The sequence below is a fragment of the Pedobacter deserti genome, from assembly GCF_024436415.1.
Lineage (GTDB): Bacteria > Bacteroidota > Bacteroidia > Sphingobacteriales > Sphingobacteriaceae > Pedobacter > Pedobacter faecalis.
Genome location: NZ_JAFMZQ010000001.1, coordinates 3,182,141 through 3,207,795, shown reverse-complemented (window position 1 = coordinate 3,207,795; position 25,655 = coordinate 3,182,141). Strand labels below are relative to the sequence as shown.

Genomic DNA, 25,655 nt, shown 5'->3' with positions numbered 1-25,655 from the left:
GATTCGATGAAAAAGAATATCATATTAATAGGGTGCATTGCTATTGGAATTTCGCTGGCAGGGTGCAAGAAATTTCTGGATGTGGAGCCAAAGGACAGTTTGTCGGAAAAGCAGTTTTTCTCTTCGGAAGCAGGTTTTCAGCAGGCGCTTAATGGTGTCTATTCCCAACTGGCTTCACGAGACCTATATGCCGATAAGCTAACAATGGGGTTCGTTTCTGCGCTTGCACAGAATTATGCCATTACAAGCACACAGAGTACAATACCTCTTGTGGAAACAACTAAATTAAACTTTACGACCACTGAGGTGCAGACGCATGTATCGGCAATTTGGTCGACCAGTTATAACGCAATTGCTGGACTGAACAAAATTCTTGAGAATACAGTCGCCAATAGATCCGTTTTGTCGGACAGTACTTACACAATTATTCGCGGGGAATCGCTTGCGCTAAGGGCATTAATACATTTTGACCTGCTGCGTCTGTTTGGTAAAGAGTATAAAGGCAACATGAACGCCAAAGCAATTCCCTATAAAAAGGATATTAGTGAGAACGCTCAGGTGCCCTCCACTTCAGAGCAGGTTGCAAATCTGGCTTTGGCCGATCTTAAGGAGGCTGAGGACTTACTGATCAAACAAGATCCAATTGTGTTGAACGATGTCAGGACAAGACGTGAACATATGAATTACTATGGGGTAAAAGCGCTGGAAGCGAGAGTCAGGATTTACATCGGGGATAAAGAAGGTGCGAAAAATGCAGCCCTGGTAGTCGTAAACTCGGGAAAATATCCGTTTGTCACTCTTGCCGCTGCTGAGAGTACAACAAACCGAGATCGTTTGTACATAACCGAGCAAATCTTTATGCTTAGATCCAGAAGCTTGATCGGTCACACCGAAACTTATTTCAGGGCTGGGACGCTGTTGAATACTAAACTGACCAGAAGTGAAGCAAACTTTAATACTTTATACGAGACACCGACCTCAGGTCCCCTGGCAGGGGTTAATACAGATATCCGGTTTAAGAATTGGATAGAAACCGACGGCGGGCTTAAGTTTCCATCAAAGTTTTGGCAATCATCAAATACAGTCATTTCAACAGCCAGGTTAGATCAGTATGTACCCGTAATCCGGCTCTCAGAGATGTACTATATTCTTGCAGAATCCGCTGCTACTGTGGCAGAAGGTATTGCTTATCTGAATACCGTCCGGCAGAACAGGGGCTTGTCGCCGCTTTCAACAACCGGCTCACAGGTCTTTTTAAACGCTGAATTATTGAAAGAGCATCAAAAGGAGTTTTATGCGGAAGGTCAGCTATTTTTTTACTACAAAAGAATTAATGCTGCGACTATGCAGTTCAACACTACTGCGTTGACGCCGGCCAAATATGTTCTGCCCATACCGGATACTGAGCTCCAATTCAACCCGAATTATTAATCCAATAGTAAGTTTTATGAGATATTTTCTGTTTTTTATATGCTTCGTCAGTTTTATTTCCTGTAAAAAGGAAGAGGTAATGACCTATGAAGGCGAAAATGGAGTCGCCTTCTATGAGTATTACCAGATTACCAATCCACGTATATATTCCTTTGCCGCCACCGCAAATGCAGCTAAGGTTAAGGATTCTGTTTTTATAGAGATGCAGATTTCCGGCAAGCTGGCCGACTATCCCCGAAAGATAAAAATTAAATCTGTCGCCGGTACTACAGCCCGCGTTGGAATCGATTATGATTTTCCTGAGGAAATCACTCTGCCTGCCGGAGCGCACAAAACGAGGTATCCAATTGTGGTTTACAAGACGCCACAAATGATGTTGGATACAATGATATTAGTTGTGGAGCCTGAGGCGACTGCGGATTTCAAGGTCGGCGCAGCAGGAACGATACCAAGAAAGAACAATGCAAGTTCTGATGAGCAGCTTTTCACACAGCTTAAGCTATATGTCAGCAATATGTTGTCAAGGCCCACAAACTGGAGCGATGCTACTTACGGAAGCTTTAGCTCCGTTAAATTGCGTTTTATGATGCAGAGCGTCCCGGGTTCCACGCAGACCTACTTTACTGCTGCAAGGGGGGCGGCTACACTGCCCGTTTTAAGGGCGGCACTACTAACTTATGAGTCAACCAACGGGCCTCTTATAGACGAGAGCAACAACCGGGTTACGTTTTAATTACTTTTAATACGAGAAGCAATGTATTACATAAAGCATAAAATACTGAACATCATCATGTTGATGGTGATACTGATCGTCTCCTGTAAGAAGGAAGAAGGCAAAGAAGATTACAAGCTGATCAATGATATAACCATTGAGACTCCAACTGAAAGTAGTTTGGTCAGATCGCTCAACGATTCCCTGATCATTACGCCGGTTTTAAAGGAGTCTATGCCAGCCGGAGACGATTACAGTTATTCCTGGACAATAAACGATTCCCTGGTGTCTGTACAAAAAGACCTCAGAATGTTGGTCGACCTGCCGGTTAAAACCGGTTATAAAGTCTGGTTTAAAGCGACCAACAAAGCGACGGGTGTACAAGCGATGTATCAATATGATCTGGAAGTAAAAGGAACATACTATGGTGGATGGTATGTTGCCCACAATAAGGACGGGAAGGCACGTTTTTCTTTTATCCGGGAAGACGATGTAATCTTTACCAATCCGTTGGAAGAAGTTAATCAGAAAACCTACTCAGGTAGTGCACTTGGTTTGTATCACGCTGGCGCTTACGCTTATGGCGGCAGCACCTATTCGGGCTATATATTCGCTTTCACCAGCCAGGGTGTGTGGAGGTTTGATCGGGATAATTTAAAGGAGATACATGATATTTCGGAAATTGTTCCTTCTTTCGGTAGTTTTCCCTTGTTGGGAAAGCCTTTCCAGGCCGACGTTCCAGCGTTCTATATTGATCAGGTCCTGATTTTAAACGGTGGTGTCTATGCAGGACCCGGACCGGCATTCCCGGACTATGAACTAGGGGCCTTTGACGAAGTTTCGGCGGGAGATTATGACATGTTTCCTGGTGCTTTCTTTTTAGCATCAACTTCTCCTGCATACTACTATGACAACAAAAACAAGCGATTTATGACGCTTCCTCAGCAGTCGAATATCCTTAGCGTTGCGGCTGTTACCACCGGTAGCTTCAACTTCGCGAACGTGGGGCGAACTTTGCTTGCATATGATACAGGCCTGACTTCGTCCAGAGAATACTACTTCATCATGGCTGATGCAACGAATGTTAAATATCTGATGTCGGCAGTAGCAAATGGTAGTGGAACGACGCCAGGAATTAACCAGCGGATAGAGGGTCCAAATATTAATCTGGCTTCAAAATTTGTTACCTCATCCACCCAAAAGCAGATGTATTATGCAGTTAATAATGAGATATACCTCTATAATATTCTAACAAACACCGCACAGTTAATCTATTCGTTCCCCGTAGGCTACGTCGTTAAGGATATGAGAAAATCGGGTGCTACCCGAATTGTCGTCGCTACGGCTTCGGGCTCAGCTGGGGAGGTTTATTACTTTGATCTAGCGGCGACAGGAGAATTTAACGGCAACACCTATGTAAAGAAATATGTAGGATTTGGTGACATCGTCCAGGTTACCCAACGATAATTAGAAAACTGATATGAGAAAAATGACTATGATCGCAGCAAGCCTTTTAACGGGGCTTGCTGTTTACGGCCAGCAACCTGCTCCGGCCTACAAGGCAAGTTTAGATTCCTTAAAGATCGTTATCGATCCGTTAAAGCAAGAGGCTATTATTACCAGATTGATCCAGGCCAATCCGAATGACAACTTTGAGCAATATCAGGCGATGTTGGCAAGCAATTTCGCGGCCGCAAAAAATACGTCAAAGGCCTTGAATTATTTTGGTCAGCTTAAGGGCAGACCGCGGAGCATGTACCTGAACGCTGTTGTAACGAGTATTCTCGCTTACGATCTACAAGCGGCAAAGGAATTTGTGAAAAAAGAGTTAAGCAAGACAGATCTTCCTGCTCAGGAGCGTCAGATGCTACTTAATTTACAAAGCCAGATTTTGGCAAAGGAAGGTGATTACACGGGTGCGTTTTCGGCTTTCAAACAGTATTATGATCAGGCGCAGCGTAAATCACCTGGGTTGACGGCTAACTATTATTACTTAATGAGCAGGTGGGGCAACAAGCAGGACGCTCTTCCCGAATTGGAGAAGGCAGTGCTTGCTGGGGTAGCTACTGAAGAAATGAAGACTGAATTGTCGGCGGCTTTCGGTAAACTAAATCCGGGTAAAGATGCTAAAGTGTATGTATCCGGACTCATTAGGCAATTCGAAGAAAAACATAAAGCAGAGCTGGCTTCTCAAATGATCAATGAAGCTGCACCGAACTTTGTGGTTACGGACCTGAAAGGGAAAGCTGTTTCCTTGAGTGACTTCAAAGGAAAAATTTTAGTGCTGGATTTTTGGGCCACCTGGTGCGGACCCTGCAAGGCTGCGTTGCCAGCAATGCAGATGACTGTCGATAAATATCGCGCAGATCCGGATGTGCAGTTTCTGTTTATTCACACCTGGGAGCAGGTCGCGAATCCGAAGGAAGAAGCGATGAAGTACTTTGCGGATAACAACTATAGATTGCCCTTATATATGGATGTCAGAGATGCTTCAACGAAGAAGAACCCAGCGGTATCGGCGTTTGAGGTAAAGGGCATTCCTGCCAAATTTGTTATTGACGGAAAGGGGAATATTCGCTTTAAGACGGCGGGATTTGGCGGTACAAAAGAAGCTGCGGTAAATGAACTCTCTGCAATGATCGAATTAGCGCGTAAATCTGGCTAACAATTAATAAACTAAACACATGAAAAGAATAATACTGATTGTAGCGGCATTGTATAGCTCTGTTTTCGCCAGTGCCCAATATATGATCATTCAAACCCCCGAGACCATTGCACTAAGGAATATAAAGGATCCTTCAGAACTACAGGCTAAACTACAGGCGCTGCAGTTATCTGGAACGGACAAGGATTTGAATACATTACACACCTACTATCAGTTGCGGGATCGGCAAAAGGCAGATTCAATCGCAAAAGTTGCTGTAGGGAAGTTTCCCAAAGGTGCGGTTGCTTTTAAGAATGCCTCAAGCGGGGTGATGTTGGAAAAGGATCCCGTTAAAATTGAGCAGATGCTTAACACGCTGAAGCAGAATTTTCCGGGGCAGGACTTTAGCACAGTGTTTTCCATCGTTATACCGAACTTGTTACAGGGGAATGATGTTTCTGCCGCATTAAAATACCAGAAGCTGGTTTCCGGTGAAACAAAATCAAACATGTTAAGAAGAACAGTAAGGAGCGCCAGCACAATCGATGCTCAAGCGACTGCAAGATACGTGGAGGAAGAATTAAATCATGCGAAAATTTCAGAAGGTGACAAGATGACCTTGCTGTTACTCCAGAGTGAGGTGCTTACAAGAACGGGCGATTATAAAAAGGCATTTAAAGCCATGGAAACCTATTACAATAAGCTAGGGCAAAAGACCCCCGAATCCGAAGCAGCATATTATAAACTGATGAGTATGGCCGGTAGACAAGCTGAGGCTTTCCCTCATTTGGAAAAGGCAGTGTCGACCATGGTAGGCGGCCCCGATGTTAAGGCAGAACTGAAAGCTGCTTACATCAGGCTTAATCCGGGAAAGGATGTAGATGCTTATATGTCAAGACTTGTGGAGATGGTTGGTGACTTTAAAATGGATGAGGTGGCGAAGTCGATGATAAAGGAAAAAGCACCATCATTTTCCGTGCTCGACGCCAGTGGTAAGACAGTCTCGTTAGCCGACTTTGAAGGAAAGACAATTGTACTGGATTTCTGGGCTACATGGTGTGGCCCCTGCAAGATGTCGTTGCCTGGAATGCAAGCTACAGTAAATAAGTATAGAAACGATCCGAAGGTAGCTTTTCTGTTCATCCACACGTGGGAAGGTAAGGGGAAGGATGCTAATCCAACCGAAGCAGCAAAAAAATACTTTGCTGATAACAAATACGACAATTTACCGCTTTATATGGACTTGCAGGACGCTAATAAAAAGAACCCTGCAGTGTCCGCATTTAAAGTTTCGGCCATCCCTACGAAGTTTGTCATCGACGGTAATGGTGATATCAGATTCAGGCATACTGGCGCCAGTATAGATGTCAATGCAGCGGTCGCAGACCTTTCCGCTATGATTGAATTGTCCCGTAAAAAAAGTTAAAATGAAGTATTTAATGCCGCTAAGAACAAACATCATGCTACTTATGGCTTGGTGCGTGTCGTCGCATGCGCAGTATGTGAAGGACCCGCGGAAAATAGAAGCACAGGTACAGACAGCTTTGGACAGTGCATACTCAGCCAGCGTCCAGATTGTGCCGTTTGATACAATACAGAATCGTCAGAGGCCGGGAGTGTTCAGTGGAGTTGTCGTTTCCGCTCAGGGGCATATACTCACAGTGGCACATGCAACTACTCCGAACGCGGTTTATCAGGTAATGTTTCCCGATGGTGCCAAACACATTGCTATCGGAAAAGGCCGGATGGCCATAAAGCAGCAAGGACGTGACCTCGATATGGCGATGATCAAAATCCTCCGGCCAGGAACCTGGCCTTATGCAAAGATGGTCTCTAATACCGGGATGAAGGCGGGGCAGTTATGCCTGAGCATTTCATTTCCGGGTTCATACAATCCGAAGGCGCAGCCGAACATCCGGGTGGGACGTATCAATGATCCTTCTGTCAGCTCGGGATACTTTGAGACCTCTTGCAAGATGGAGCCTGGGGATTCCGGTGGTGGACTTTTTGACGGGGCGGGCAGGCTGCTCGGTTTACATAGCTGGATTAAGCGTTCTGAAGATCAAAACTTCGAAGTTCCGGTCGACTTGTACAAAAAATACTGGACAGCCTTAAATAGGGCGGAAGATTACAAGGAACTGCCCGAGATGGATGATTTCAGGGCTGTTCCGGACCCTGTGAGTATACCGCTCATTGCCCCGGTAGAGGAATTGGTGTCCGTTCCGGGTACGTTACGTAAAAGTATAGTGATGTTAGAAAGCAAGAGATCAGGTAAACCCGTCCGGATTTTAGCTACCGTAATTGAAGCTAAGAATGCGGGAAAGAGACAAGCTTTTTTAATCAGCAAAAGTTCAATGGTGGCAGATAGCCCTTTAGTCTCCTATATGGGCAATACGGTTGAGTTGCAGGTATTGGAACGTGACAGGGAAAACGATTTGGTTTTATTGATGGCGAGATCCGCGCTTCCAAAAGGAATACCACTTAAAAGCATCCCCGATAGTATAGCGCTCAGTAAAGCTGATTTAGGTAAATTCCTGGTGAGCGGTTTAAATGAGGCAGGCAAGAAAGTCGGAGTATTAAGCAGCATCTATACCAGAATGCCCCTGCGTTTCAGCGTTGGTTATTTTGGGGCAAACGCGCGGTTCATTGATGAGAAGATTACAATCACTGATATCGCAAAAGGCGGAGCCGCCAGTAATTCGCTTCAACTCAATGACCAGGTAACTGGTATCGGAGGCGTGCCAATTAGCAGACCGCCAGAATACGGTGCAGAACTGATGAAGCACTTGGCGGGCGATTCGCTTACCGTCGACGCGGTAAGGGCAGGGCAACCGATTCAGGTCAGGATGTATCTTCCCGCGCAACCGGGACCTAATCATGTGGCGAGCCAGTTTGAAGGGGGGCGGAGTGCGCGCTCTGATGGATTTGCACGGGTGTTAGTCCATGATGCAGCGGTTACAGCTGGAGAATGTGGTGGTCCGGTGTTCGATGTTAGCGGAACATTTTTAGGGATCAATATCGCTCGCCACAGCAGGACATCTACGGTAATAATGCCCGCGGATGTTGTTAAGAAATTTATTGTAAATGGCCTTAAGATTAAAAAAACATGAGACAAATAAAGGTATTTAAAGTCATAGGCTTTCTGGCTATGTTGCTCTCCATCAATTCGGCTTCAGGACAATCAATGCCGGCAGACACTTCATTGTCTGGGCTATACAATGGTATCAAGTCGGAGGTTGAGGCCGAACGCATGGAGCAGATGCTTAATATGATGATCAGGAAGCCTGAGGTAGGAAATAATAAAATGCTTATTGATGCAAGCAAACAAATGACGGCTATGGCTTATGCTGAGTCCATCAACGTGCGAAAGGCATTGTATTGGGCAAAGCAAATTGATGAAAACAGCTGGAAAGCATCCACGTTAACAGCAATTGTCAGAACGCTTATTGACAAAGATAGATTAAAGGAAGCTGAGCTCGTGATCAACTCAGTTATCAGCCCAGCTTCAGCTACAGAAGCGATTGCGCTGTCAGACACGGATCAGCAAGGTCTTAGGAATAGTCTTGGAGTGATCCGGTATAAACAAGGCAGGTATAAAGAGGCATTATCCTATCTGAGCGGCCGAAGCGGTCGACAAGGTGCTGGGGACGCCGAATATTATGTTCTCGCCTTGATGCACTCAGGACAGAACGATGTCGCTTTCTCAGAAGCATCCAAGCTGTTGAAAACGACAGCGCGCATTAGCCCGGAGTTTAAGTCGGGCGTCAAGTCCTTGTTTGTGACCAAGTATGGTAATGATGAGCGGTTCAACATTATTATAGATTCTCTTGAAAATGTCGAACATCAAAAAATGCTGCGCAAGATATCAAAAATGGAAGTGAATGAACCAGCACCAGATTTCGAATTAAAAGATTTGAATGGAAAAACTGTCTCGTTGAAGGACTTAAGAGGTAAAGTCGTCATTCTGGACTTTTGGGCCACCTGGTGTCAACCATGTGTAGCGTCATTTCCTGGAATGCAAAAGGCTGTAGACTTTTACGGGAATGACAAGGAGGTTGTTTTTATGTTCATACATACTATGGAGAAAAGCCCAACTGCAGATCAGGATGCAAAAAGAATGTTGGCAGCAAAAAGAAACAGGTTTGAGGTCTATATGGATTGGAAGGATAAGACCACCGGACGGAGCCCGGTTGCAGCGGCGTTCAAAGTCTCTGGGATACCCGCTAAATTTTTCATCGATAAGAAGGGGATTGTCCGTTATAAAAACTCAGGCTATATTGGCGTTGATGAGGCAATTCCGGAGATTAAGACTATTGTGGATAAAATCAGGGAACAATGAAACGGTCAGGCCTGTCTTGATATGCTTAACAAGATAGGTGGCAGTTTTTGTCCTTCACTATTGTTTTTTGCATAGTCATACCAGCCACATTCTATCGGATAATCTGTTAGAAAAAATCCGTAGATTAGGGTTAACACAAACGGAAGTATGAAACCACTTATGATTTGCCTTGGAGGGCTGGCGTTTGTCGCCAGTTTTTTTGACAATTTGCCTTTAGTAGCGACAAAGCCTCCGGTGACGGCAATAGCAACCAACGATTTTTTAAACAGTATTGGCGCTAATTCAGCGATAGCCAGCCGTGGCGAGCGGTTGGAAAAAACCGTTGAGATCTTGAGGTATACAGGGATACGGTGGATTCGTTCGGGGTATGAAGGTGATGTGAAGATAGAAGACTATCTGAGTCTGCACAAGCAAGCTGGTACAATGTTCAGTTACGGTCTTATGAGCGGCGGAAATGATATTCCCCGACTGTTAAGCGACGGTAGAAAGCTTGCTGCAGCCGGGGCGCTGCTGGCCTTTGAGGGTGCCAATGAACCGAATAATTGGGGCATTACCTATAAGGGTGAAAAGGGCGGAAGTACGCTAAGCTGGCTGCCGGTTGCCAAGTTACAGCGCGAACTTTATGCTGAAGTCAAAAAGGATCCCGACCTGAAAGGCTGCCCGGTGTGGAGCATCAGCGAAAACGGGGCGCAGACCGACAATGTGGGTCTCCAGTACCTGCAGATTCCTGAAGGCGCAGGTACGACGATGCCCGAAGGCACCATATATGCCGACTTCGCCAATTGTCACAATTATACGATCCATTCCTCCAACCCAAGGCTTGCCGACAATCAGGCCTGGAACGCCGCTGATCCAAGTCATTTGTGCCCGGTTGACGGCTTGTATGGTAATTACGGCAACACTTGGGCTAAGAAATTTAAAGGCTATTCAGAAGAGCAGCTCATGCGGCTGCCCAGGGTAACCACGGAAACGGGCAGCACCCTGAGCGAATATGTAACGGAGGAGCAGCAAGCCAGATTATTCTTGAACTTGTATCTGGCACAGTTTGTCCGCGGCTGGTCATATACCGCGCTGTATTTACTGCGCGACCGCTCCGATGAGGCTGGCAATCAGAGCTTCGGGTTTTACGAGCCGGATTATACGCCGAGGAAGGCGGCACTTTATATGCACAATTTCACGAAGATTCTGGCCGATAAACCCGTATCAAGAAAACCATCGTCGTTAACTTATTCAATCGCTGATCAGCCAAACACCGTTCATGATCTGTTATTGCAGAACAGCAATGGAAAGTTTCAACTTGTGGTTTGGGGGGAGCGTGTGAGCGGCAGCGATGAGGTAACCGTGAGTTTGGGAAACAAGGTGCGCTCTATCCAAGTGTATGATCCTACGCTTGGGATTAATCCGACGCAAACGCTGAGGAACACGAGCTCGATAAAGCTGGCGCTTTCAGATCACCCGTTGCTTTTGGAAATTGGTTGAGGTAGCGGCATGCGAGGAAAAGCATTTTTTAAATTGGTATCTTAGTCACAAGATGACTTATTATCAAACAGAGTTTATACGGATCCGACAATTGGTTTATCCGAACCAGCAGCAGCTGGATGGGGTGATTGGGTTGAAGCGATTTATGGACAGCAACTTTGATCAGGATCTGAATTTAGATGCGCTGTCTGAGGCCGGGTTTGTCAGTAAGTTTCATTTGCTTCGGTTATTTAAAAGATATTATGGTCAAACGCCGATGCAGTATTTGACCGGTATAAGGATTGAGCGAGCGAAAGAGCTTTTAAGGTCGGGCATGCCGGTTACCCAAACCTGTTTTGCGGTAGGCTTTGAAAGCCCTGCGTCCTTTTCCACGCTGTTTAAAAGGCGGGTTGGACAAACCCCTCTTGCCTATCAAAAGAGCAATTTTCGAAAAGTTTAGTCCGCCAGGATTGCTCAGCTTTGCTCTAAATTAGATTACATCATGAGAATACAGATCATTAGTGTACCGGTATTAAACCAGGCGGAGGCCTTAGCCTTTTACACGGAAAAGTTAGGGTTTATTAAAAAGGTTGACCTGCCATTGGGCGGGGAAAACAGGTGGCTTACAGTGGTGAGCGCTGAGCAGCAGGATGGTCCTGAAATTCTGCTGGAGCCTGCGCCGCTACACTTCGAGCCTGCAAAAGTTTATCAAAAAGCCCTCTTGGACGCTGGAATTCCCTATACGCAGTTCAACGTGGAGGATGTGCAGTCGGAGTTTGAGCGTTTAAGTGGTCTTGGCGTGGAATTTAGTGTGCACCCGACAGTAATGGGTACCGTAAAAATTGCGGTGTTTAACGATACCTGCGGAAACAATATCCAGCTTGTGCAGATGTTGTAGGGCATGGGATGGTTGATTAATATATTCAACTGCTTTTGAAAGCTGGTTAAGGCTGTTTAGCTGGAGCAGGTTGTCTGACAAATGATAGCAATAAGGTATCTTTGGCGTAGAGTTTTAAGCTGTCTTGACTTGCCTCATATCGGGTGACTCGGCGTAGGTATGAAAAGTATGTGGGTTCTATGCTGCCGATGCATCCTCTTTGAGTGGCCATCAGGTCGGCAATGGTCAATTGGTGTTTTAGCAGGGTGTATTCGCCACCAAAGCTGTTGCAGCCTGAGTAGCCACCGATGGTCTTTTTAGCAGTATCAATGCTGAGGTATGGCCTATTCTCCACCGTGCCTTTTTTAATGTCGACTGTGTCTGGAAACGCGCTGACCAAGTTCCAATGACCGTGCAGGTCGGCGGGGAGTATGGCTCTGCTTTCTTTTTTTGGGCTGCTGCAAGCTGCCAGGATGCAGACCAGTAATGCCATGGTAAGTTTTGTGAACATGCTTTCAAGATGCGCATGGTCAGAAGATTCCATAAAGGAGCGATCGCTTTAGATGTTTAGATTAAATTTGTGTATTGGAAGGCCCTCGGGATGCGGCTGGCTGGATTTCTTCTGAAATCCAAGCTTGGTTAAGAGCCTGTTTGATTTCTCGTTATGCTGGTGAGAAAAAGCGTATATGGTTTTGATGGTTAAGGAGGCGTGCGCGTATTGGATGACGGCTTGGGCTGCTTCTTTCATTAGTCCCTGACCCTGGAGTTCGGGGAGCATTTCGTAGCCGATTTCGTAGCTGCTTGTTTCTTTTGAAAAGTTGAAAAGGCAAATGATACCGACGCAAGTTTCGGTTTTACTTAAAGTAATCGCCCAATAGTAGAGTTGATGTATTGCGGTATGCTCGCTGATTGTGGTGATAAAATCTATTGCATCTTGTTCGGTTGTGGCAGGCTTCCGGTTTAAGTACCGGTTTACTCCTGCGTTAGAACGGAGACGGAAGATAGCTAAAGCATCGGTAAATTCCAGCTGTCTAAGTCTGAGTCTTTCCGTATGTAGATTGGAGAGTTGTTCTGCAATGTGCGTTTTTTTCGATGTGTCCAATGTTCTAACTATTGATCGCGTTACAAAGTAAGGTATAATTCTTGGATCGGTACAAGTCGCCTGCTTCTGAACGACTGGTACCTCCGCGACGTCGTCGGCCTTATAACGAAAATAGGCCCTTGTAAGGGGCTATCCGATGTTTAGCGGAGAGTGAGGGAAATGAAAGCACGGTTTAAACCGTCATTTGGCGTCATTTTCTCATCATTGCCACGAATTACGAGGGCACTTTCCTTGTACTATGTAGAGTAGGATGCCGGGTCACACTTGACGCTCACCTACTTCAATCCATTTTGTTAATGTGAATTTACGGAAAATCGATCAGATTAACAAATGAGTAATACCATATGATACGTCTGGCGCTTTTATTCGAGGGTGCCGTAACGCCTACCTTCATAGATCTCACTTGCCGATTGTGTTTTGCCTTGTAAGATACGCGCTACCTAGCCGAATGTTACACTAACACGTACAGCACGATTGCAATATGCACTTCTGCTATGATATGTAAATCATTCGACGAGTGCGTCGTTGTCTCGTCTAAGCAAAAGTTACTATATTTACCCTTATCCAATTTGCTTGCCTTTTATAAGATATGAAGATAAACAACCGCAAAATAATGCCTGTCGAGCAGGCGTTGTTGTCGCCAAAATTATTATTGGAGGTGGTGTACGAAATCTATTACGACAGGTTGCTTTATTTCGCCTGGACAATGATCCACGATAAAGAAGTGGCAAAAGATCTGGTTCAGGAGGCCTTTGTGAGCTATTGGGAGCACAGGGAGATAGTGACCGTGGATGCTGTGAAGGTACGCAACTTCCTATATGTCGCTGTCAGGAACGGATGCTTAAAGTACATCAGGCATAATAAGGTAGTTGACAGGTACCTCGCTGTACAGGATCCCGAACCTATGGTTGAAGGTGTGGCATTGGAACAGATGATCAAAGCGGAAGTTATCGGGCAGATATACGCTGCCATTGCCACCCTGCCTCAGGCCATGCAGCAAATCTCCCGGATGGCTTATTTGAAGGGAATGAAAAATCATGAAATTGCCGATGAACTCGGTATCTCCATCAATACCGTTAAAACTCAAAAGCAGCGAGCAGTGCAGCTTTTGCGTGTGAAGCTGAAGCCGGAAAGCTTTTTGGTATTACTTAGTTTTTATATGGCTCATAAGTGCTGAGTATCCTATTGCAACGCCGAGAGTTGATTCCCATTTAAATTTTTTCTTATCTCTTTGTCACCCCGAATTTGTGTTCAGGGATCACTATTAATATGAAAGAGGAAGCGGATCTATTATTTCGGGCGGAGCAGATGCTCGCTAGTCTTCGTAATGAGCTTGATGAAAAGCAGCATCGGGAACTGCAACTTTGGCTTCAGTTGCATCCTGATCAAGCCAAATTGATGAAGCAACTCTCAGATGGCCGCGGATTCGACGGCGAGCTAACCTTTTTTAAGGAGAGTTCCAGGACTGACGACTGGGAGGAACTGCAACGCCGGATCCTTCGAACTAAGCCTTTGAAAAGGGCCAGACTTTGGCCGGGATTCGCAGTTGCTGCTGCAGTTACAGCTATCACCTTGGGTGTATGGTTGTATTATATAAATAGCGGACCGAATGTAGACTCTAAAGCTCCTGTGGTCATGAAGAATGACATAAAACCCGGAGGAAAACGGGCGACTATAACCTTAGCTAACGGTAGAGTGATTAATTTGAGTGCTCAGAAGAGTGCCGTTATAATTGGTGAGGCGGGAATTACTTACTCTGACGGTGATAGTTTAAACAGTGGAGTATACTCGGAAGTACAGACTTTGGTGGCAAGGACACCAAGAGGAGGGATGTACGACTTTATATTACCTGATGGCTCTAAGGTATATTTAAATGCAGCTACTACGATAAAATTTCCTTCAACTTTTGACCAAGAAAACAGGGTAGTTGAACTTGTGGCCGGAGAGGCCTACTTTGAAATAACAAAAGATGCAAGCCGGCCTTTTATAGTGAACGGATCAGGGCAGCAGGTCGAGGTATTAGGTACACGTTTTAACGTTAGCGCTTATCCTGATGACAAGGCGAGTACGACAACATTACTGGAGGGGTCGGTGAAGATGGTCACCGCTTTCGAATCGCGCCTCCTCAAGCCAGGACACCAAGCTGCTTTAAGGAATGGAAAGCTTGAAATTTACCCTACCGACACTGATCTGGCAGTTGCTTGGAAAAACAATAAATTCTCCGTGGAAGGTTCAGACATTGAGTCGTTTATGAAGATGGTAGAAAGGTGGTACGATGTCGAGGTAATCTATGTAGGGGATAAAACTGAGGAGACTTTTAGTGGTAACGTATCGAGGTTTGACAATTTATCTAAAGTGCTTCAAATCGTAGAGGCCTCAGGTGCTGGCCACTTTAAAATAGAAAATAGAAAAGTTTATGTTTTTAAATAAGAATCAATTAATCAACTGTTAACCCTTTAAACCAGAGACTATGAATCAATATTTACCCTAAGAGCTAAAAAACCAGAAAAGCAAAGCCATTCTGGTTTATGGCCTAGTTAACTAAACAAACGTTATTTTGCAGTTTCTCGCTCGTGGAAAAGTTTAGGAACTGCTCAACCAAACCAACTACTAATGTATCAAAATTTATCGAAATTCGGTATACCTCTACGGCTATACCAAAAAATCCTGCTAATTATGCGTTTAACCATCGTTATTATTTTAGCATGCTTAACTCAAGTGAGCGCATCGTCCTTTGCTCAAAACATTACAATTAAGCGGTCAAACGCTAGTGTTAGATCGGTGCTAAAAGAGTTGGAAGCACAAAGTGGCTACGACGTTTTTTACAGAGACAAACTGCTAAAGAATCTGGATCTGATAGACATTAATGTAACTAACAGAAAATTAGAGGATGTACTACAATTGATTTTGTCGCCTCAAAATCTAACTTATATCATTGATAATAAGACGGTCATAATTAAACAGCGTGAGCAGTCTGCATTTGTGAAGGCGGTCGTGGACACCACTGTACGAGGAGTTGTAATAGATGATGCGACCAGAAAGCCGGTTTCAGGTGTTACTATTACCTTAAAGGGCCGAACAGTCGTTACCAAAGAAGATGGAACGTTCTCTTTTCCGAATGGTTCCGTTGGCGCTACGATTACTGCCAAATATCTAGGTTATAAGTCGTCAAGCATTACCATAACCGAACTTAATATCTCGCAGCGTATTACTATACGGCTGGAAGAGTCTAACACTGAACTAAAGACAGTCGAAATCAACAACGGCTTGTTTACCCGTGAGAGCACCAAAAGTGCCGGAATTACCAAAACCATTAGTGGTGCAGAACTCTTAAAAGGCGGAACAGTAAATATCATACAAAGTCTGAGAAACCTTGAGCCTAGCATGATGGTTATTGAGAACAATGTTGCCGGTTCTAATCCAAACGCTTTGCCTGAAATCAATGTGCGCGGCGCTACAGGTTTGCCAGACCTTAATGGAGAGTTCGCCGGCAATCCCAATCTCCCACTTTTTATTTTGGATGGCTTTGAAACTTCGTTGAGGACGGTTCTTGACCTAGACATATACCGTGTAGCTAGCGTCACACTTCTGGTAGACGCTGCCTCTAAAGCTATCTACGGTTCTAGGGCCGGCAACGGGGTGATTGTTATCGAAACCGTTCGTCCCGCTGTGGGTCAGATTCAAGTATCATACAATAACACCCTCGGCTACGAAGTACCTGATTTGAGTAGCTATAATTTAACCAATGCAAGGCAGAAACTGGACGTTGAAGTGGCTGCGGGTATTTTTAATGGCGCTACAGCAACTGAGCAATATAATAACGATGTACTTTACAACGAGAAGCTGAAGCTCGTGTTGAGCGGAGTCGATGTCGATTGGATGCATAAACCCCTGCGGAATGCTTTTACTCAAAACCACAGCATAAATATCTACGGTGGTGAACAAAGCTTTATGTATGGGATAACCGGTACTTACCGGGGAAACAATGGTGTTATGAAAGGCTCTGGTAGAAATAACTTAGCAGGTAATATTCAACTTACCTATCGGCCGATATCCAAGAAAGCACTTGGTTTGACGAATTATAACGTGAGTATAACAAACAATCTATCCATTAGTAACGACAAATCCACGAATTCACCCTGGGGCGATTTTAGTACTTACGCGTCGATGAATCCCTATATGCCTTATACCAATACAGACGGCTCAATAACAGATACTACCAGGTTAGGAGCGTTAATTTTCGCCAATCCTGCGTACAACGCCACATTGAATTCGTTTGACAAAAGTAACACAACCACAATTACCAACAATACTTCCTTAAATGCAACCCTCTTTAAGGGTTTCGTGGTGAACGGACGGTTCAGTTTCACTAAAGCGATGGGACAAACCGATATATATCTACCAGCTGCACATACCACCTTCGCATCTACACCCATGGCAAGAAAGGGATCTTATAACAAGTCAAACGCGAATATTGACAATTATGGAGGTCAATTGATTCTTACCTATTCGAAAGCAGTCAATAAAAATACTTTTACCATTAACGGTGCTGCAGATCTTCAATCCAACAGTTCGTTCGGAAACGGTTATATCATTGAGGGTTTTCCGAATGAACGTTTAAATATCCCCTCGTTAGGACTGCAATATGCATTGAACTCAAGGCTGAGCGGTACGGAGAATGTAACGCGCACGATGGGACTCTCGGGAGTGCTCAACTACTCATACGATAACAAATATGTACTCGATGGATCGTACAATGGCTCACAGTCTTCTCAATTTGGCGAGAACGCGAGATGGGGACAATTCTGGTCGCTTGGGGCACGTTGGAACGCGCAGGAAGAAGAATTCCTCAAAAACGTTAAATGGCTTGATCAGTTAAGTATTCAGGCATCTACAGGCTATACGGGCACACAAGGATTCAATTCCAGCATGAGCCTGGGATCGCTGCAGTATATCATTGATGCTACTTATAATGGTGCAAATGGCGCCACCTTAACAGCTTTGGCCAACCCGGATTTGAGGTGGCAGCGCGTACAAGATCATAATTTCTCTATTCAAATCGGGCTGTTCAGAAAGTTCAGAGCAAGCTTTAATCCATATATTAGAAATACGGCCGGCGCCCTAACGGATATTAACTTGCCGCTTTCTAGTGGTTTTACAACGTACAAAGCGAACTTGGGACGTGTTCAAAACAAAGGATACCAAGCCTCCCTGAACTACAGTGTCTTTCAAGAAGGAAGAAATTTCCTTCAGTTGACTGCTGGTTTCCAATATAATGAGAATACGCTTAAGGAGTTGTCTAACGCCTTACTCGCATATAATAAGAGAATCAATGATATCAGCTCTGGAAGCACGGGTTCAAATACACAGACCACTACGGTTCTAAGTGCTACAGACATTACAAGACCAAAGACATTATTTTTTGAAGGCCAGTCGATGGATGCGATATATGCTGTACGTTCTTTGGGGATAGATCCTTCAACCGGAAGAGAACTTTATCAAAGGTTGGACGGAACCGTTACCTATACCTGGAATGCGAACGATCAAGTGCCGCTGGGAAATACCATCCCTAAATTTAATAGTAATTTCGGTTTTAATCTTAGTTACAACGGCTTTCTGGTCAATGCCACGTTTCGATTAACCTTGGGTGGTCAAATGTATAATTCAACTTTGGTCGATAAGGTAGAGAATGCGAACATTTACAATAATGTTGACCTGCGCGTATTAACGGACAGATGGAAAAAACCGGGAGACGTAGCCTTTTTCAAGAATATTGCGGATCAAGGTATCACACGTCTTAGTTCACGATTTGTGGAGGATAACAACCAATTAACACTAGGCGCTTTGAACGTAACATATGAATTGGATCGTATGGTAGCAGTTAGGAGAACGGGTATTTCGCGCTTGCGGGTTGGATTGAGTTCCAACGAGCTCTTTACTATTCAATCGATGCAAATTGAAAGGGGTACCAGTTACCCTTTCTCACGAAGCATACAGTTCACTCTAAATGCAAACTTTTAGTTAAAAGCTTAAAACAATGAAAATTAAACATATAATTTACACATGCCTCGCTCTTGCGGTTGCATTTGTTTCATGTAAAAAATGGATCGACGTAGAACCTAAGACGAATATAGAGAATGATCGTTTCTTCAGCAGCCCTGCCGGCTTTACCGAGGCGCTAAACGGCGTTTATCTCAACATGGGTAATGTCGTTTCCTATGGAAGAGATATGACTTGGGGGCTCGTTGACGTAATGGGAAGAACTTACGTAACACCTCCCGGAAACGCGCCACTTAGTGGGGCTTACGTAGATGCAGTCAATGGAAATTATCAATCGCGACGGTTTCAAGATGTGATCAGCGCTACATACCTCGCACAATACAATAGTATAGCGAACCTAAACAATATATTAGAGAAATTGGAAAGTAAGGCATCCCTTCTCTCTACATCACAATACAAAATGATCAAAGGGGAAGCCTTGGGGCTACGGGCGTTTTTACATTTCGACATGCTCAGATTATTTACTAAATCTTACGCAGACGGGGGGGAGAATACTCAAGGGGTGCCTTATGTGACCGTTTACAAACCAATTGTGACGCCTAGGTTAACCGTTAAGGATGCTATGGAAAACATCCTGAAAGATCTTGATCAAGCTGAGCAAATGCTTAGCAAGGATACGATCATTACGGGTAGTGCCTCAGACATTCTTGATACCAGAAGGTCCCGTTTTAATTATTATGCTGTTAAGGCCACTAAAGCACGGGCATATTTATGGAAAGGCGATAAACCAAACGCCTTGAAAAATGCAGAAGATATAATAGCAATTTCGGCCGCGAAATTCCCATTTGTCAGAGATGCGGAACTTACGGTAGCTGATGCACAGAAGAACAGGGTTTTCACCAGGGAACATTTGTTTGGCCTAGTGGTGCCAAAACTTGCAACTAACTATGTTGGCTTTCTGGATTCCAATAGGGCTGCCGGCCTTCAGTTGGCTATCACGCGGACCATCATGAATGATCAGTATGAAGCTACGACGGTGGGGAGCTCGGATATCAGACGTGTGTACCTGCTTAAAGATTTGACCGCCTTACCATCGCCTAATAATAGAATATACTTCAGTAAACTACATCAGCCAGCTTTATCTAATCGCATGCCGCTTATTAAAATCCCAGAGATGTACTATATAGCGGCGGAATGTTTGGCCGAGAATGATCCGAATAAGGCAGTTGGCTACCTGAATACAGTAAGGACAGCCAGAGGAATAACTGCACCACTTGTAATAGGAACTTCCGGGTTAGAGACGGAAATAAGGAGAGAATACCGCAAGGAGATGCCTAACGAAGGCCAGGTTTTCTTCTATTATAAGCGGCTCAATACCACTTCTGTACCTCAGATAGCCCAGGGAACTTTGTACCCTACAGCAAGGTATGTGATTCCTTTGCCACAGGCAGAAATTGATTTTGGAAACTAAACTTAAATGTATGAAAACTATTTATCACTTATTCTTTGCGGCTGTTGTGCTCGGTTGCCTAGCCACAGGCTGCAAAAAAAATATACAGGACAAGGAGTATAAAGATACTAGCCGGCTAATGATCAGTGGAGATTTCAACGAGGGGGCGCGAGGGGATTCTATAGTGGTGTCTTTTGCAAGCGTAGATGATGCGGTGTTGGAACGGAAAGTAAGCATGTTAGCCTACACCATGGGCTATATCTCAGATAAACCCAGAGAATTTAAGATATCGGTTGATCCTGCCAGTAACGCTTTACCGGAAGAATATGAGCTTCCTGCAACTTTCGTGGTTCCGGCTCGTGCCACAGTGGCCAGAATTCCAATTACCCTGAAGCGCAGCGACAGGTTGAAAAACTTGAAGGTTAAATTGATTTTGAAACTTGAACCTAATGACAATTTTCAATTAAGCGAACGAATTCGTCGTAATGAAATAGACATGGGACCGACGTTTCAATTTCATTGGACCGCTCAATTGGTTAGGTTTCGATATTGGAATTCGGGCCTTTGGGGAGGATACAGCTATAATAAGCATCGGTTTTTGTTAAATTCCCAGGATTTATATAAGGATTTTGATTTAATACCACTTAGTGAGCTTGACAGAGCAATTGGAATTATTGCTGCGAGAGCAACGAAAGCCTTGTATGATTATAATCAGGCAAACCCAGGAAATCCCATCCTTAACGATGCGAACCCTAGACAACCCATTCAGATATGTTCCGCATGCCCGTAATTACTAAATAATAAGAAAATGAAGTCATTAAAATTAAAATATAGCTTGCTTGTTGCGGTATGCATCGTTTTCTACGCTTGCAGAAAGGATCATACCAACATGGATCTGATCAGTCTCCCACATTTGACTGTGGATACGGTTGGCCAGAAAACAAGTTTTGAAGTAAGACAAAATCTAGATGAGGTCACAATTGATCCGAAGATCGTTGGCAATACAACTACAGACAGCCAGACTTACTTGTGGCGCATCTACGCAGAAGATACCGGCTTTTCAGATACGTTAAGTAACGAAAAAACATTTAAGCAGACGATTAAAAAGGCTCCAGGAACTTATACCTTAGAGTTCCAGGCCAAACAAAGCAACGGCGTAAAATCGTTCATGCGTTATAATGTGACCGTGGCTAAGAAACTGCCATATGGCTGGGTGGTTGTATATGAAACGCCGGAAGGGACCACTGATCTTGGTTATTTCAGGACATCGGAAATTGTAAAAAATTTAACCAGCGATGTAGTGCTAAAAGACCTTTATAAAGCGGCAAACGGATCGGCTTTCCCGGGGCCGCCTTTAGCCATTGGGATTAATGGAGTAAATGTCTTCCTGTATTCAACCAAGGAAGCTGCGGGTCTGTACGACTCCGATTTTTCAAAAATAATCAGCTTTAGCACTCTGTTTGTTGGTGCTCCCCCATCTGAACCCAATATTCAGGGCATCTTTGGTAGTACAAACTTCCAGCTTATTAATAACGGGAAGGTATATTTTATGGATAATAATATTTATCTCGGGCAAGTAGTTGTCGATAACAAAGGCTACCAAGTTGATCCGACCGGGGGTATAGCAAGTGGAGGTGCCCGAACCGGTATATTTTTCGATATTTTAAATAAGCGGTTTATCAATTTGGGCCAGTTTGTCGTTACGGGCACCACCTTTATTGATGCCAATGCTGGCGCCAGATTTAGTCTGAACTCAATTAATAAACGATTGATCTATGGAGATCAGTCAGCACCTGGGTTCTCCAATGCCAATAAGGTAACTATCTTTGAAGATCTTGATAAATCTAAACGATGGTTGTATGGCATAAATTTTAATACACCGGCAACACCAGACCGGTTTTTGATTGATATGAGTGTTATGCCAAATATTTTACAGGCAAAATATTTTGAACTCAGTAAATTAGGTGAAGCCATCGCTCCTATAGGCTTCTACGCTACTGAAAGTCAGATCTACAATTACAACTACAGTATCGCCGATAATTCTATATTGTATACTCGGGCAGGATTTACTGCGCCGGCAGGGGAGTCAATTACTGCGATGAAATTGTTTAGAGATAATGGAAGTGGTGGTTATACCGCTACAGATACGAGAAGCAATAGACTCCTATTCGTTGCGACCTGGAATGAGGCAGCGAAAAATGGGAAAGTCTATTTGATACAGGTAAACGGAACCAGCGGCGACATGACAACCACTCCTTTAAAAGTAATTGAAGGTTTTGGAAAGATTAAAGACATGGCATTAAAGCCAAGCTAATTGAAGCTTGGAATAGGGTTAGCCACTGCTCTCAGCAGAAATCTAGGAGAGGAGTTTACATAATTTTAAATTAGAATATACAATGTTATCAAGTAGAATTGTAAAGATAGTTATCGTGCTATTATTCAGCAGTTTCATTGCTGTACGAAGCCAAACGCCCACAGGGACAAAAAGCAACGTTTTAAAAATTGGTGATCCCGCACCAGCACTTTCTGTTGCTAAATGGATAAAGGGGGATAAGGTCGACCAATTTAAAAAAGGCAGGGTTTACGTCGTGGAATTTTGGGCTACCTGGTGCGCCCCTTGTATTGCGGGGATGCCCCATCTTTCTGAACTTGCTGAAAAATATAAAGAGGATTTAACAGTTATTAGCTGTAGCATTATGGAAAGACCCGGTACAACTTTAGCAGATGTTGAAAAATTTGTGATGGGGAATACGAATAACATGCGTTTTCTTGTAGCGGCGCAAAAGGGAAGGGATATGGCCGATAACTGGCATTTTGCCAGTGGCGGAGCCGGTATTCCAAATGCCGTAATTGTTGACCGGGACGGAAAAATTGCATGGACCGGGCATCCCGTACGTTTGGACGAGGTATTGCCTAAGATTATTGCCGGAAAATGGAATTTAGCATCAGAGTCTGAAAGGAAACAAAAACAAATGGAGTTAAAAAGGATGGACGGCGATGAGGTGGTCTCAACCCTGAACAAGTACATGGGGCGACCAGGTAATCCGGTAGGCTGCCTTGCCAGAATAGACAGCTTTTTACGCGTAGAACCTGGGCTTAAGTACCAACATAGTTTTGGGCATTTTACTTTTGTATGTCTTGCTAAAACAGATGCTGATAAGGCAATTGCATTTGCTAAAGACTGGTTCGCTGCCAATCCGGATGGCCCGCGTTACTCATCGGTTACGGATGCTATAAACTATATTGAAAATCCCTCTCCCGCCTTTTTTAGGTTTGCAGCCGAATGCTATCAGGCGCAATTAGATAAATATCCCTGGAGTATGATTTTTAAAGACACCTATAACCAAATGGCATCACTGTATAGAAAAGCTGGTGATGAGAAGAAGGCGATTGAATTCGAACAAAAAGCCGCAAAGGCTTCATCCGTTCGCGGTGAATATTGACATATAATATTGAATGATAATAAAATGAAAAAGATACTATTAGGCGCTTTATTTGTGCTTCAATTAAGCTTCGCTATTGCGCAGCGGCCACAAGCGAACCCTAGATTAACCCAGCTCAGTAATGAGCAGGACTCGGTGGCGTTAGAAAAAAAACTGGCAGCGCTTTATTCGAGCGATGACGAATCAGACTTGATCCTGTTGAGTAGTTATTATTCCGTGAAAGGTTCTCGCGATAAAGCCGCGGAGGTCTCCAGCTTAATCCTTAAAAAGCATCCCCAGGGCTTGACGGCGTTTCAAGAATTGTTCACGCAAATATACAATGAACCTGATCCGAACGAAAAGGAAAAGTTATTTAAAAATATGACAAGCAGATGGAGCAGTACCCCCCCGGGTTTTACAGGTCTTGGCCTGGATGGATCCAGGTACTATGTGGCCGTTAGCTTTCTAGGTAGAAATAGACCTGAAAAAGTAATGGAATATTTGAACGCCATTAAAGATAGCACGTACAAAACCAAAGCCTTTTCCTATGCTGCACGTGAAGCCATTGATGCTCGTGATTACAAGCTAGGAGAACAGCTTATCAGAAAAACCTTTGCAGACCTGGCACGGCGCGGTGAAGTAAAGCCAAGCGGGTATGAAGAATACATTAGGATTTTTAGTCTTTTACTTTATCATAATGGTAAGTACGAAGAAGGTTTTAGATATGCAAAGGAGCTTTATGAGTATCCCACGGAAAATGTGTATGCAAAAAATGAATACCAGAATATCTATATGAATTACCTTATCGGGATGAATCGTCTGAAAGAAGCATATCCGCTCATGGAACAGCAGATGCGCGACGGAAGAGGCACAGAGGCTCTAAGATCTAAATTCAAACCAGCCTATATGGCCTACAAAGGTAGTGACGCTGGGTTTGATGAAATGCAGACGCAATTTGATGTGGCATTGAAAGAAAGGATAAAGTCGAACATAAGTAAAAGAATGAAATCGGAACCTGCTTTTAATTTTACTATGAAAGACTTGAATGGAAAGACTGTACGTTTAAGTGACTATCGGGGAAAGGTTGTTATTCTGGATTTTTGGGCGACTTGGTGTGGTCCATGTAAAGCATCCTTTCCAATGATGCAAACGGCTGTCGATAAATTCAGAAGCGACAAAGAGGTTGTATTTTTATTTATTCACACCTTTGAAAAGACACCAGAAGCGCCTAAAATGGCAGCCGAATATATCAAAAGTAAAAATTATACCTTTAATGTGCTTATGGACATGAGAGATCCCGAGACTAATTTGAATCCGGGAGCAAAAGGCTTTAAGGTAATAGCTATTCCCAGCAAGTTTGTGATTGATAAATCAGGCAACATACGTTTTAGCTCTACGGGCGGTGGGGCAGAAGGTGAACAGGCTTTTTTGCAAGAAATGTCGACCATGATAGAACTCGCCAAAAATGGTTAGGTTTAAGACGGAACTGAAAATGAACAATCTGCTTATTTTAATCGTGTTATGCAGCATTTCAACAGCCTGTGCGCAATCGCAGATTAACTCGCGACGAACTTCCAAAAAATCTGAAGTTGAGGGAAGCACATTAGGGCTTCAAACGAGAAAGGACTCTTTAAGCTACGCGATGGGTTTAAAGGCTGCAAAATCTTACGCTAAACAAGGCGTAACGGAGATAAGTAAGCGAGCTTTCTCGCTGGGCGCGGCTGATGTTATCGACGGTTCCAAAGTACTCCTCAGCGAGGCTGAAATGGATATCATAATCATGGAGGAAGTCAACCCCAAAGTCGCTGCTACAATCAAGAATGGCCTGGCTTTTCTAAAAGCCAATAAAAGCCGACCCGAAATAAGATCAACTCAAGGTGGTTTACAATATGAAATTTTGGTTTCCGGAACCGGAACGAAGCCAACCATTTCCGATACAGTTATAGCACATTATGAAGGTAAACTGCTCGACGGAAAAGTTTTCGATAGCACCTATGGTGAAAAAGACCCTGTGGCATTTCCGCTTAAAAATACGATAGGCGGGTGGATCCAAGGAATTCCGTTGATGTCTGTGGGATCAAAATATAGATTTTACGTGCCGTACCATTTGGCATATGGAACGAATGGCCGCCAAGGCATCCCGGGTGGGTCCTTACTGATCTTTGATGTCGAATTGCTAAATGTGAAATCTGCTGCTTTGTCAGATAAGTGACCCAAAGT

General features: G+C 44.1%; 21 protein-coding genes. 19 read left to right on the top strand and 2 right to left on the bottom strand.

Going from position 1 to position 25,655, the window contains the following annotated elements; genetic code table 11:
• The first annotated feature begins 6 nt into the window (after positions 1-6).
• The 10 genes from J3P40_RS14490 to J3P40_RS14445 all read left to right on the top strand — a co-directional run bounded on the left by J3P40_RS14490 (position 7) and on the right by J3P40_RS14445 (position 11,482).
• Positions 7-1,431, top strand: coding sequence for a RagB/SusD family nutrient uptake outer membrane protein (locus J3P40_RS14490; RefSeq protein WP_256006891.1), 1,425 nt, complete (start codon positions 7-9; stop codon positions 1,429-1,431).
• 16 nt (positions 1,432-1,447) lie between these two features.
• Positions 1,448-2,164: a DUF4843 domain-containing protein gene (locus J3P40_RS14485; protein ID WP_256006889.1), complete on the top strand. Its 717-nt coding sequence runs from the start codon at positions 1,448-1,450 to the stop codon at positions 2,162-2,164.
• Between the two features lie 21 nt (positions 2,165-2,185).
• On the top strand, positions 2,186-3,610 hold the full coding sequence (locus tag J3P40_RS14480; RefSeq protein WP_256006887.1) for a PKD-like family lipoprotein: 1,425 nt from the start codon (positions 2,186-2,188) through the stop codon (positions 3,608-3,610).
• A 13-nt stretch (positions 3,611-3,623) separates the two neighbouring features.
• The gene (locus J3P40_RS14475; RefSeq protein ID WP_256006886.1) at positions 3,624-4,808 is read left to right on the top strand and encodes a TlpA family protein disulfide reductase; all 1,185 of its coding nucleotides are present in this window, start codon (positions 3,624-3,626) and stop codon (positions 4,806-4,808) included.
• Between the two features lie 19 nt (positions 4,809-4,827).
• Positions 4,828-6,213: a redoxin domain-containing protein gene (locus tag J3P40_RS14470; RefSeq protein ID WP_256006885.1), complete on the top strand. Its 1,386-nt coding sequence runs from the start codon at positions 4,828-4,830 to the stop codon at positions 6,211-6,213.
• Position 6,214: 1 nt separating this feature from the next.
• A complete protein-coding gene (locus J3P40_RS14465) occupies positions 6,215-7,897 on the top strand; it encodes a S1 family peptidase (RefSeq protein WP_256006883.1) in 1,683 nt (560 codons plus the stop codon).
• Complete coding sequence (locus J3P40_RS14460; RefSeq protein ID WP_256006881.1) at positions 7,894-9,126, top strand: TlpA disulfide reductase family protein; 1,233 nt, start codon at positions 7,894-7,896, stop codon at positions 9,124-9,126. Before J3P40_RS14465 ends, J3P40_RS14460 begins: the two co-directional genes overlap by 4 nt.
• Positions 9,127-9,273: 147 nt before the next feature.
• A complete protein-coding gene (locus tag J3P40_RS14455) occupies positions 9,274-10,605 on the top strand; it encodes a hypothetical protein (protein WP_256006880.1) in 1,332 nt (443 codons plus the stop codon).
• 52 nt (positions 10,606-10,657) lie between these two features.
• Positions 10,658-11,044, top strand: coding sequence for a helix-turn-helix domain-containing protein (locus tag J3P40_RS14450; RefSeq protein WP_256006878.1), 387 nt, complete (start codon positions 10,658-10,660; stop codon positions 11,042-11,044).
• Between the two features lie 42 nt (positions 11,045-11,086).
• Positions 11,087-11,482 carry a VOC family protein gene (locus tag J3P40_RS14445; protein ID WP_256006877.1) on the top strand — a complete coding sequence of 132 codons (396 nt, stop codon included), beginning with the start codon at positions 11,087-11,089 and terminating at the stop codon, positions 11,480-11,482.
• A 46-nt stretch (positions 11,483-11,528) separates the two neighbouring features.
• On the opposite strand, the gene J3P40_RS14440 is transcribed toward J3P40_RS14445, so the two are convergent.
• Both J3P40_RS14440 and J3P40_RS14435 read right to left on the bottom strand, forming a co-directional pair.
• The gene (locus J3P40_RS14440; protein WP_256006876.1) at positions 11,529-12,005 is read right to left on the bottom strand and encodes an META domain-containing protein; all 477 of its coding nucleotides are present in this window, start codon (positions 12,003-12,005) and stop codon (positions 11,529-11,531) included.
• Between the two features lie 15 nt (positions 12,006-12,020).
• Complete coding sequence (locus tag J3P40_RS14435; RefSeq protein WP_256006875.1) at positions 12,021-12,563, bottom strand: GNAT family N-acetyltransferase; 543 nt, start codon at positions 12,561-12,563, stop codon at positions 12,021-12,023.
• Positions 12,564-13,152: 589 nt separating this feature from the next.
• Between J3P40_RS14435 and J3P40_RS14430 the strand changes: the two genes are divergently transcribed.
• The 9 genes from J3P40_RS14430 (at position 13,153) to J3P40_RS14390 (ending at position 25,647) form a co-directional block, all read left to right on the top strand.
• Positions 13,153-13,740: an RNA polymerase sigma-70 factor gene (locus J3P40_RS14430; RefSeq protein WP_256006874.1), complete on the top strand. Its 588-nt coding sequence runs from the start codon at positions 13,153-13,155 to the stop codon at positions 13,738-13,740.
• Positions 13,741-13,832: 92 nt separating this feature from the next.
• Positions 13,833-14,993, top strand: a complete 1,161-nt coding sequence (locus tag J3P40_RS14425; RefSeq protein WP_256006872.1) for a FecR family protein — start codon at positions 13,833-13,835, stop codon at positions 14,991-14,993.
• A 246-nt stretch (positions 14,994-15,239) separates the two neighbouring features.
• Positions 15,240-18,584, top strand: coding sequence for a SusC/RagA family TonB-linked outer membrane protein (locus tag J3P40_RS14420; RefSeq protein ID WP_256006871.1), 3,345 nt, complete (start codon positions 15,240-15,242; stop codon positions 18,582-18,584).
• A gap of 16 nt (positions 18,585-18,600) precedes the next feature.
• On the top strand, positions 18,601-20,034 hold the full coding sequence (locus J3P40_RS14415; RefSeq protein ID WP_256006870.1) for a RagB/SusD family nutrient uptake outer membrane protein: 1,434 nt from the start codon (positions 18,601-18,603) through the stop codon (positions 20,032-20,034).
• A gap of 10 nt (positions 20,035-20,044) precedes the next feature.
• Complete coding sequence (locus tag J3P40_RS14410) at positions 20,045-20,803, top strand: DUF4843 domain-containing protein (RefSeq protein WP_256006869.1); 759 nt, start codon at positions 20,045-20,047, stop codon at positions 20,801-20,803.
• Positions 20,804-20,821: 18 nt separating this feature from the next.
• Positions 20,822-22,327 (top strand): PKD-like family lipoprotein, encoded by a 1,506-nt coding sequence (locus tag J3P40_RS14405; protein WP_256006868.1) that lies wholly within the window; start codon positions 20,822-20,824, stop codon positions 22,325-22,327.
• Positions 22,328-22,409: 82 nt separating this feature from the next.
• Complete coding sequence (locus J3P40_RS14400) at positions 22,410-23,456, top strand: TlpA family protein disulfide reductase (RefSeq protein ID WP_256006867.1); 1,047 nt, start codon at positions 22,410-22,412, stop codon at positions 23,454-23,456.
• 24 nt (positions 23,457-23,480) lie between these two features.
• Complete coding sequence (locus J3P40_RS14395; protein ID WP_256006866.1) at positions 23,481-24,908, top strand: TlpA disulfide reductase family protein; 1,428 nt, start codon at positions 23,481-23,483, stop codon at positions 24,906-24,908.
• Positions 24,901-25,647, top strand: coding sequence for an FKBP-type peptidyl-prolyl cis-trans isomerase (locus tag J3P40_RS14390; RefSeq protein ID WP_256006865.1), 747 nt, complete (start codon positions 24,901-24,903; stop codon positions 25,645-25,647). The genes J3P40_RS14395 and J3P40_RS14390 overlap by 8 nt, the downstream gene beginning before the upstream one ends.
• The last annotated feature ends 8 nt before the right edge of the window (positions 25,648-25,655 follow it).

What these genes read in the sequence shown, in the direction of transcription:
- J3P40_RS14430 (WP_256006874.1), top strand. Translation starts at nt 13,153, where the DNA reads ATGAAGATAAACAACCGCAAAATAATGCCTGTCGAGCAGGCGTTGTTG.
- J3P40_RS14460 (WP_256006881.1), top strand. Translation starts at nt 7,894, where the DNA reads ATGAGACAAATAAAGGTATTTAAAGTCATAGGCTTTCTGGCTATGTTG.
- J3P40_RS14400 (WP_256006867.1), top strand. Translation starts at nt 22,410, where the DNA reads ATGTTATCAAGTAGAATTGTAAAGATAGTTATCGTGCTATTATTCAGC.
- J3P40_RS14395 (WP_256006866.1), top strand. Translation starts at nt 23,481, where the DNA reads ATGAAAAAGATACTATTAGGCGCTTTATTTGTGCTTCAATTAAGCTTC.
- J3P40_RS14425 (WP_256006872.1), top strand. Translation starts at nt 13,833, where the DNA reads ATGAAAGAGGAAGCGGATCTATTATTTCGGGCGGAGCAGATGCTCGCT.
- J3P40_RS14390 (WP_256006865.1), top strand. Translation starts at nt 24,901, where the DNA reads ATGGTTAGGTTTAAGACGGAACTGAAAATGAACAATCTGCTTATTTTA.
- J3P40_RS14440 (WP_256006876.1), bottom strand. Translation starts at nt 12,005, where the DNA reads ATGGAATCTTCTGACCATGCGCATCTTGAAAGCATGTTCACAAAACTT.
- J3P40_RS14480 (WP_256006887.1), top strand. Translation starts at nt 2,186, where the DNA reads ATGTATTACATAAAGCATAAAATACTGAACATCATCATGTTGATGGTG.
- J3P40_RS14420 (WP_256006871.1), top strand. Translation starts at nt 15,240, where the DNA reads ATGCGTTTAACCATCGTTATTATTTTAGCATGCTTAACTCAAGTGAGC.
- J3P40_RS14485 (WP_256006889.1), top strand. Translation starts at nt 1,448, where the DNA reads ATGAGATATTTTCTGTTTTTTATATGCTTCGTCAGTTTTATTTCCTGT.
- J3P40_RS14455 (WP_256006880.1), top strand. Translation starts at nt 9,274, where the DNA reads ATGAAACCACTTATGATTTGCCTTGGAGGGCTGGCGTTTGTCGCCAGT.
- J3P40_RS14445 (WP_256006877.1), top strand. Translation starts at nt 11,087, where the DNA reads ATGAGAATACAGATCATTAGTGTACCGGTATTAAACCAGGCGGAGGCC.
- J3P40_RS14405 (WP_256006868.1), top strand. Translation starts at nt 20,822, where the DNA reads ATGAAGTCATTAAAATTAAAATATAGCTTGCTTGTTGCGGTATGCATC.
- J3P40_RS14465 (WP_256006883.1), top strand. Translation starts at nt 6,215, where the DNA reads ATGAAGTATTTAATGCCGCTAAGAACAAACATCATGCTACTTATGGCT.
- J3P40_RS14475 (WP_256006886.1), top strand. Translation starts at nt 3,624, where the DNA reads ATGAGAAAAATGACTATGATCGCAGCAAGCCTTTTAACGGGGCTTGCT.
- J3P40_RS14450 (WP_256006878.1), top strand. Translation starts at nt 10,658, where the DNA reads ATGACTTATTATCAAACAGAGTTTATACGGATCCGACAATTGGTTTAT.
- J3P40_RS14470 (WP_256006885.1), top strand. Translation starts at nt 4,828, where the DNA reads ATGAAAAGAATAATACTGATTGTAGCGGCATTGTATAGCTCTGTTTTC.
- J3P40_RS14415 (WP_256006870.1), top strand. Translation starts at nt 18,601, where the DNA reads ATGAAAATTAAACATATAATTTACACATGCCTCGCTCTTGCGGTTGCA.
- J3P40_RS14490 (WP_256006891.1), top strand. Translation starts at nt 7, where the DNA reads ATGAAAAAGAATATCATATTAATAGGGTGCATTGCTATTGGAATTTCG.
- J3P40_RS14410 (WP_256006869.1), top strand. Translation starts at nt 20,045, where the DNA reads ATGAAAACTATTTATCACTTATTCTTTGCGGCTGTTGTGCTCGGTTGC.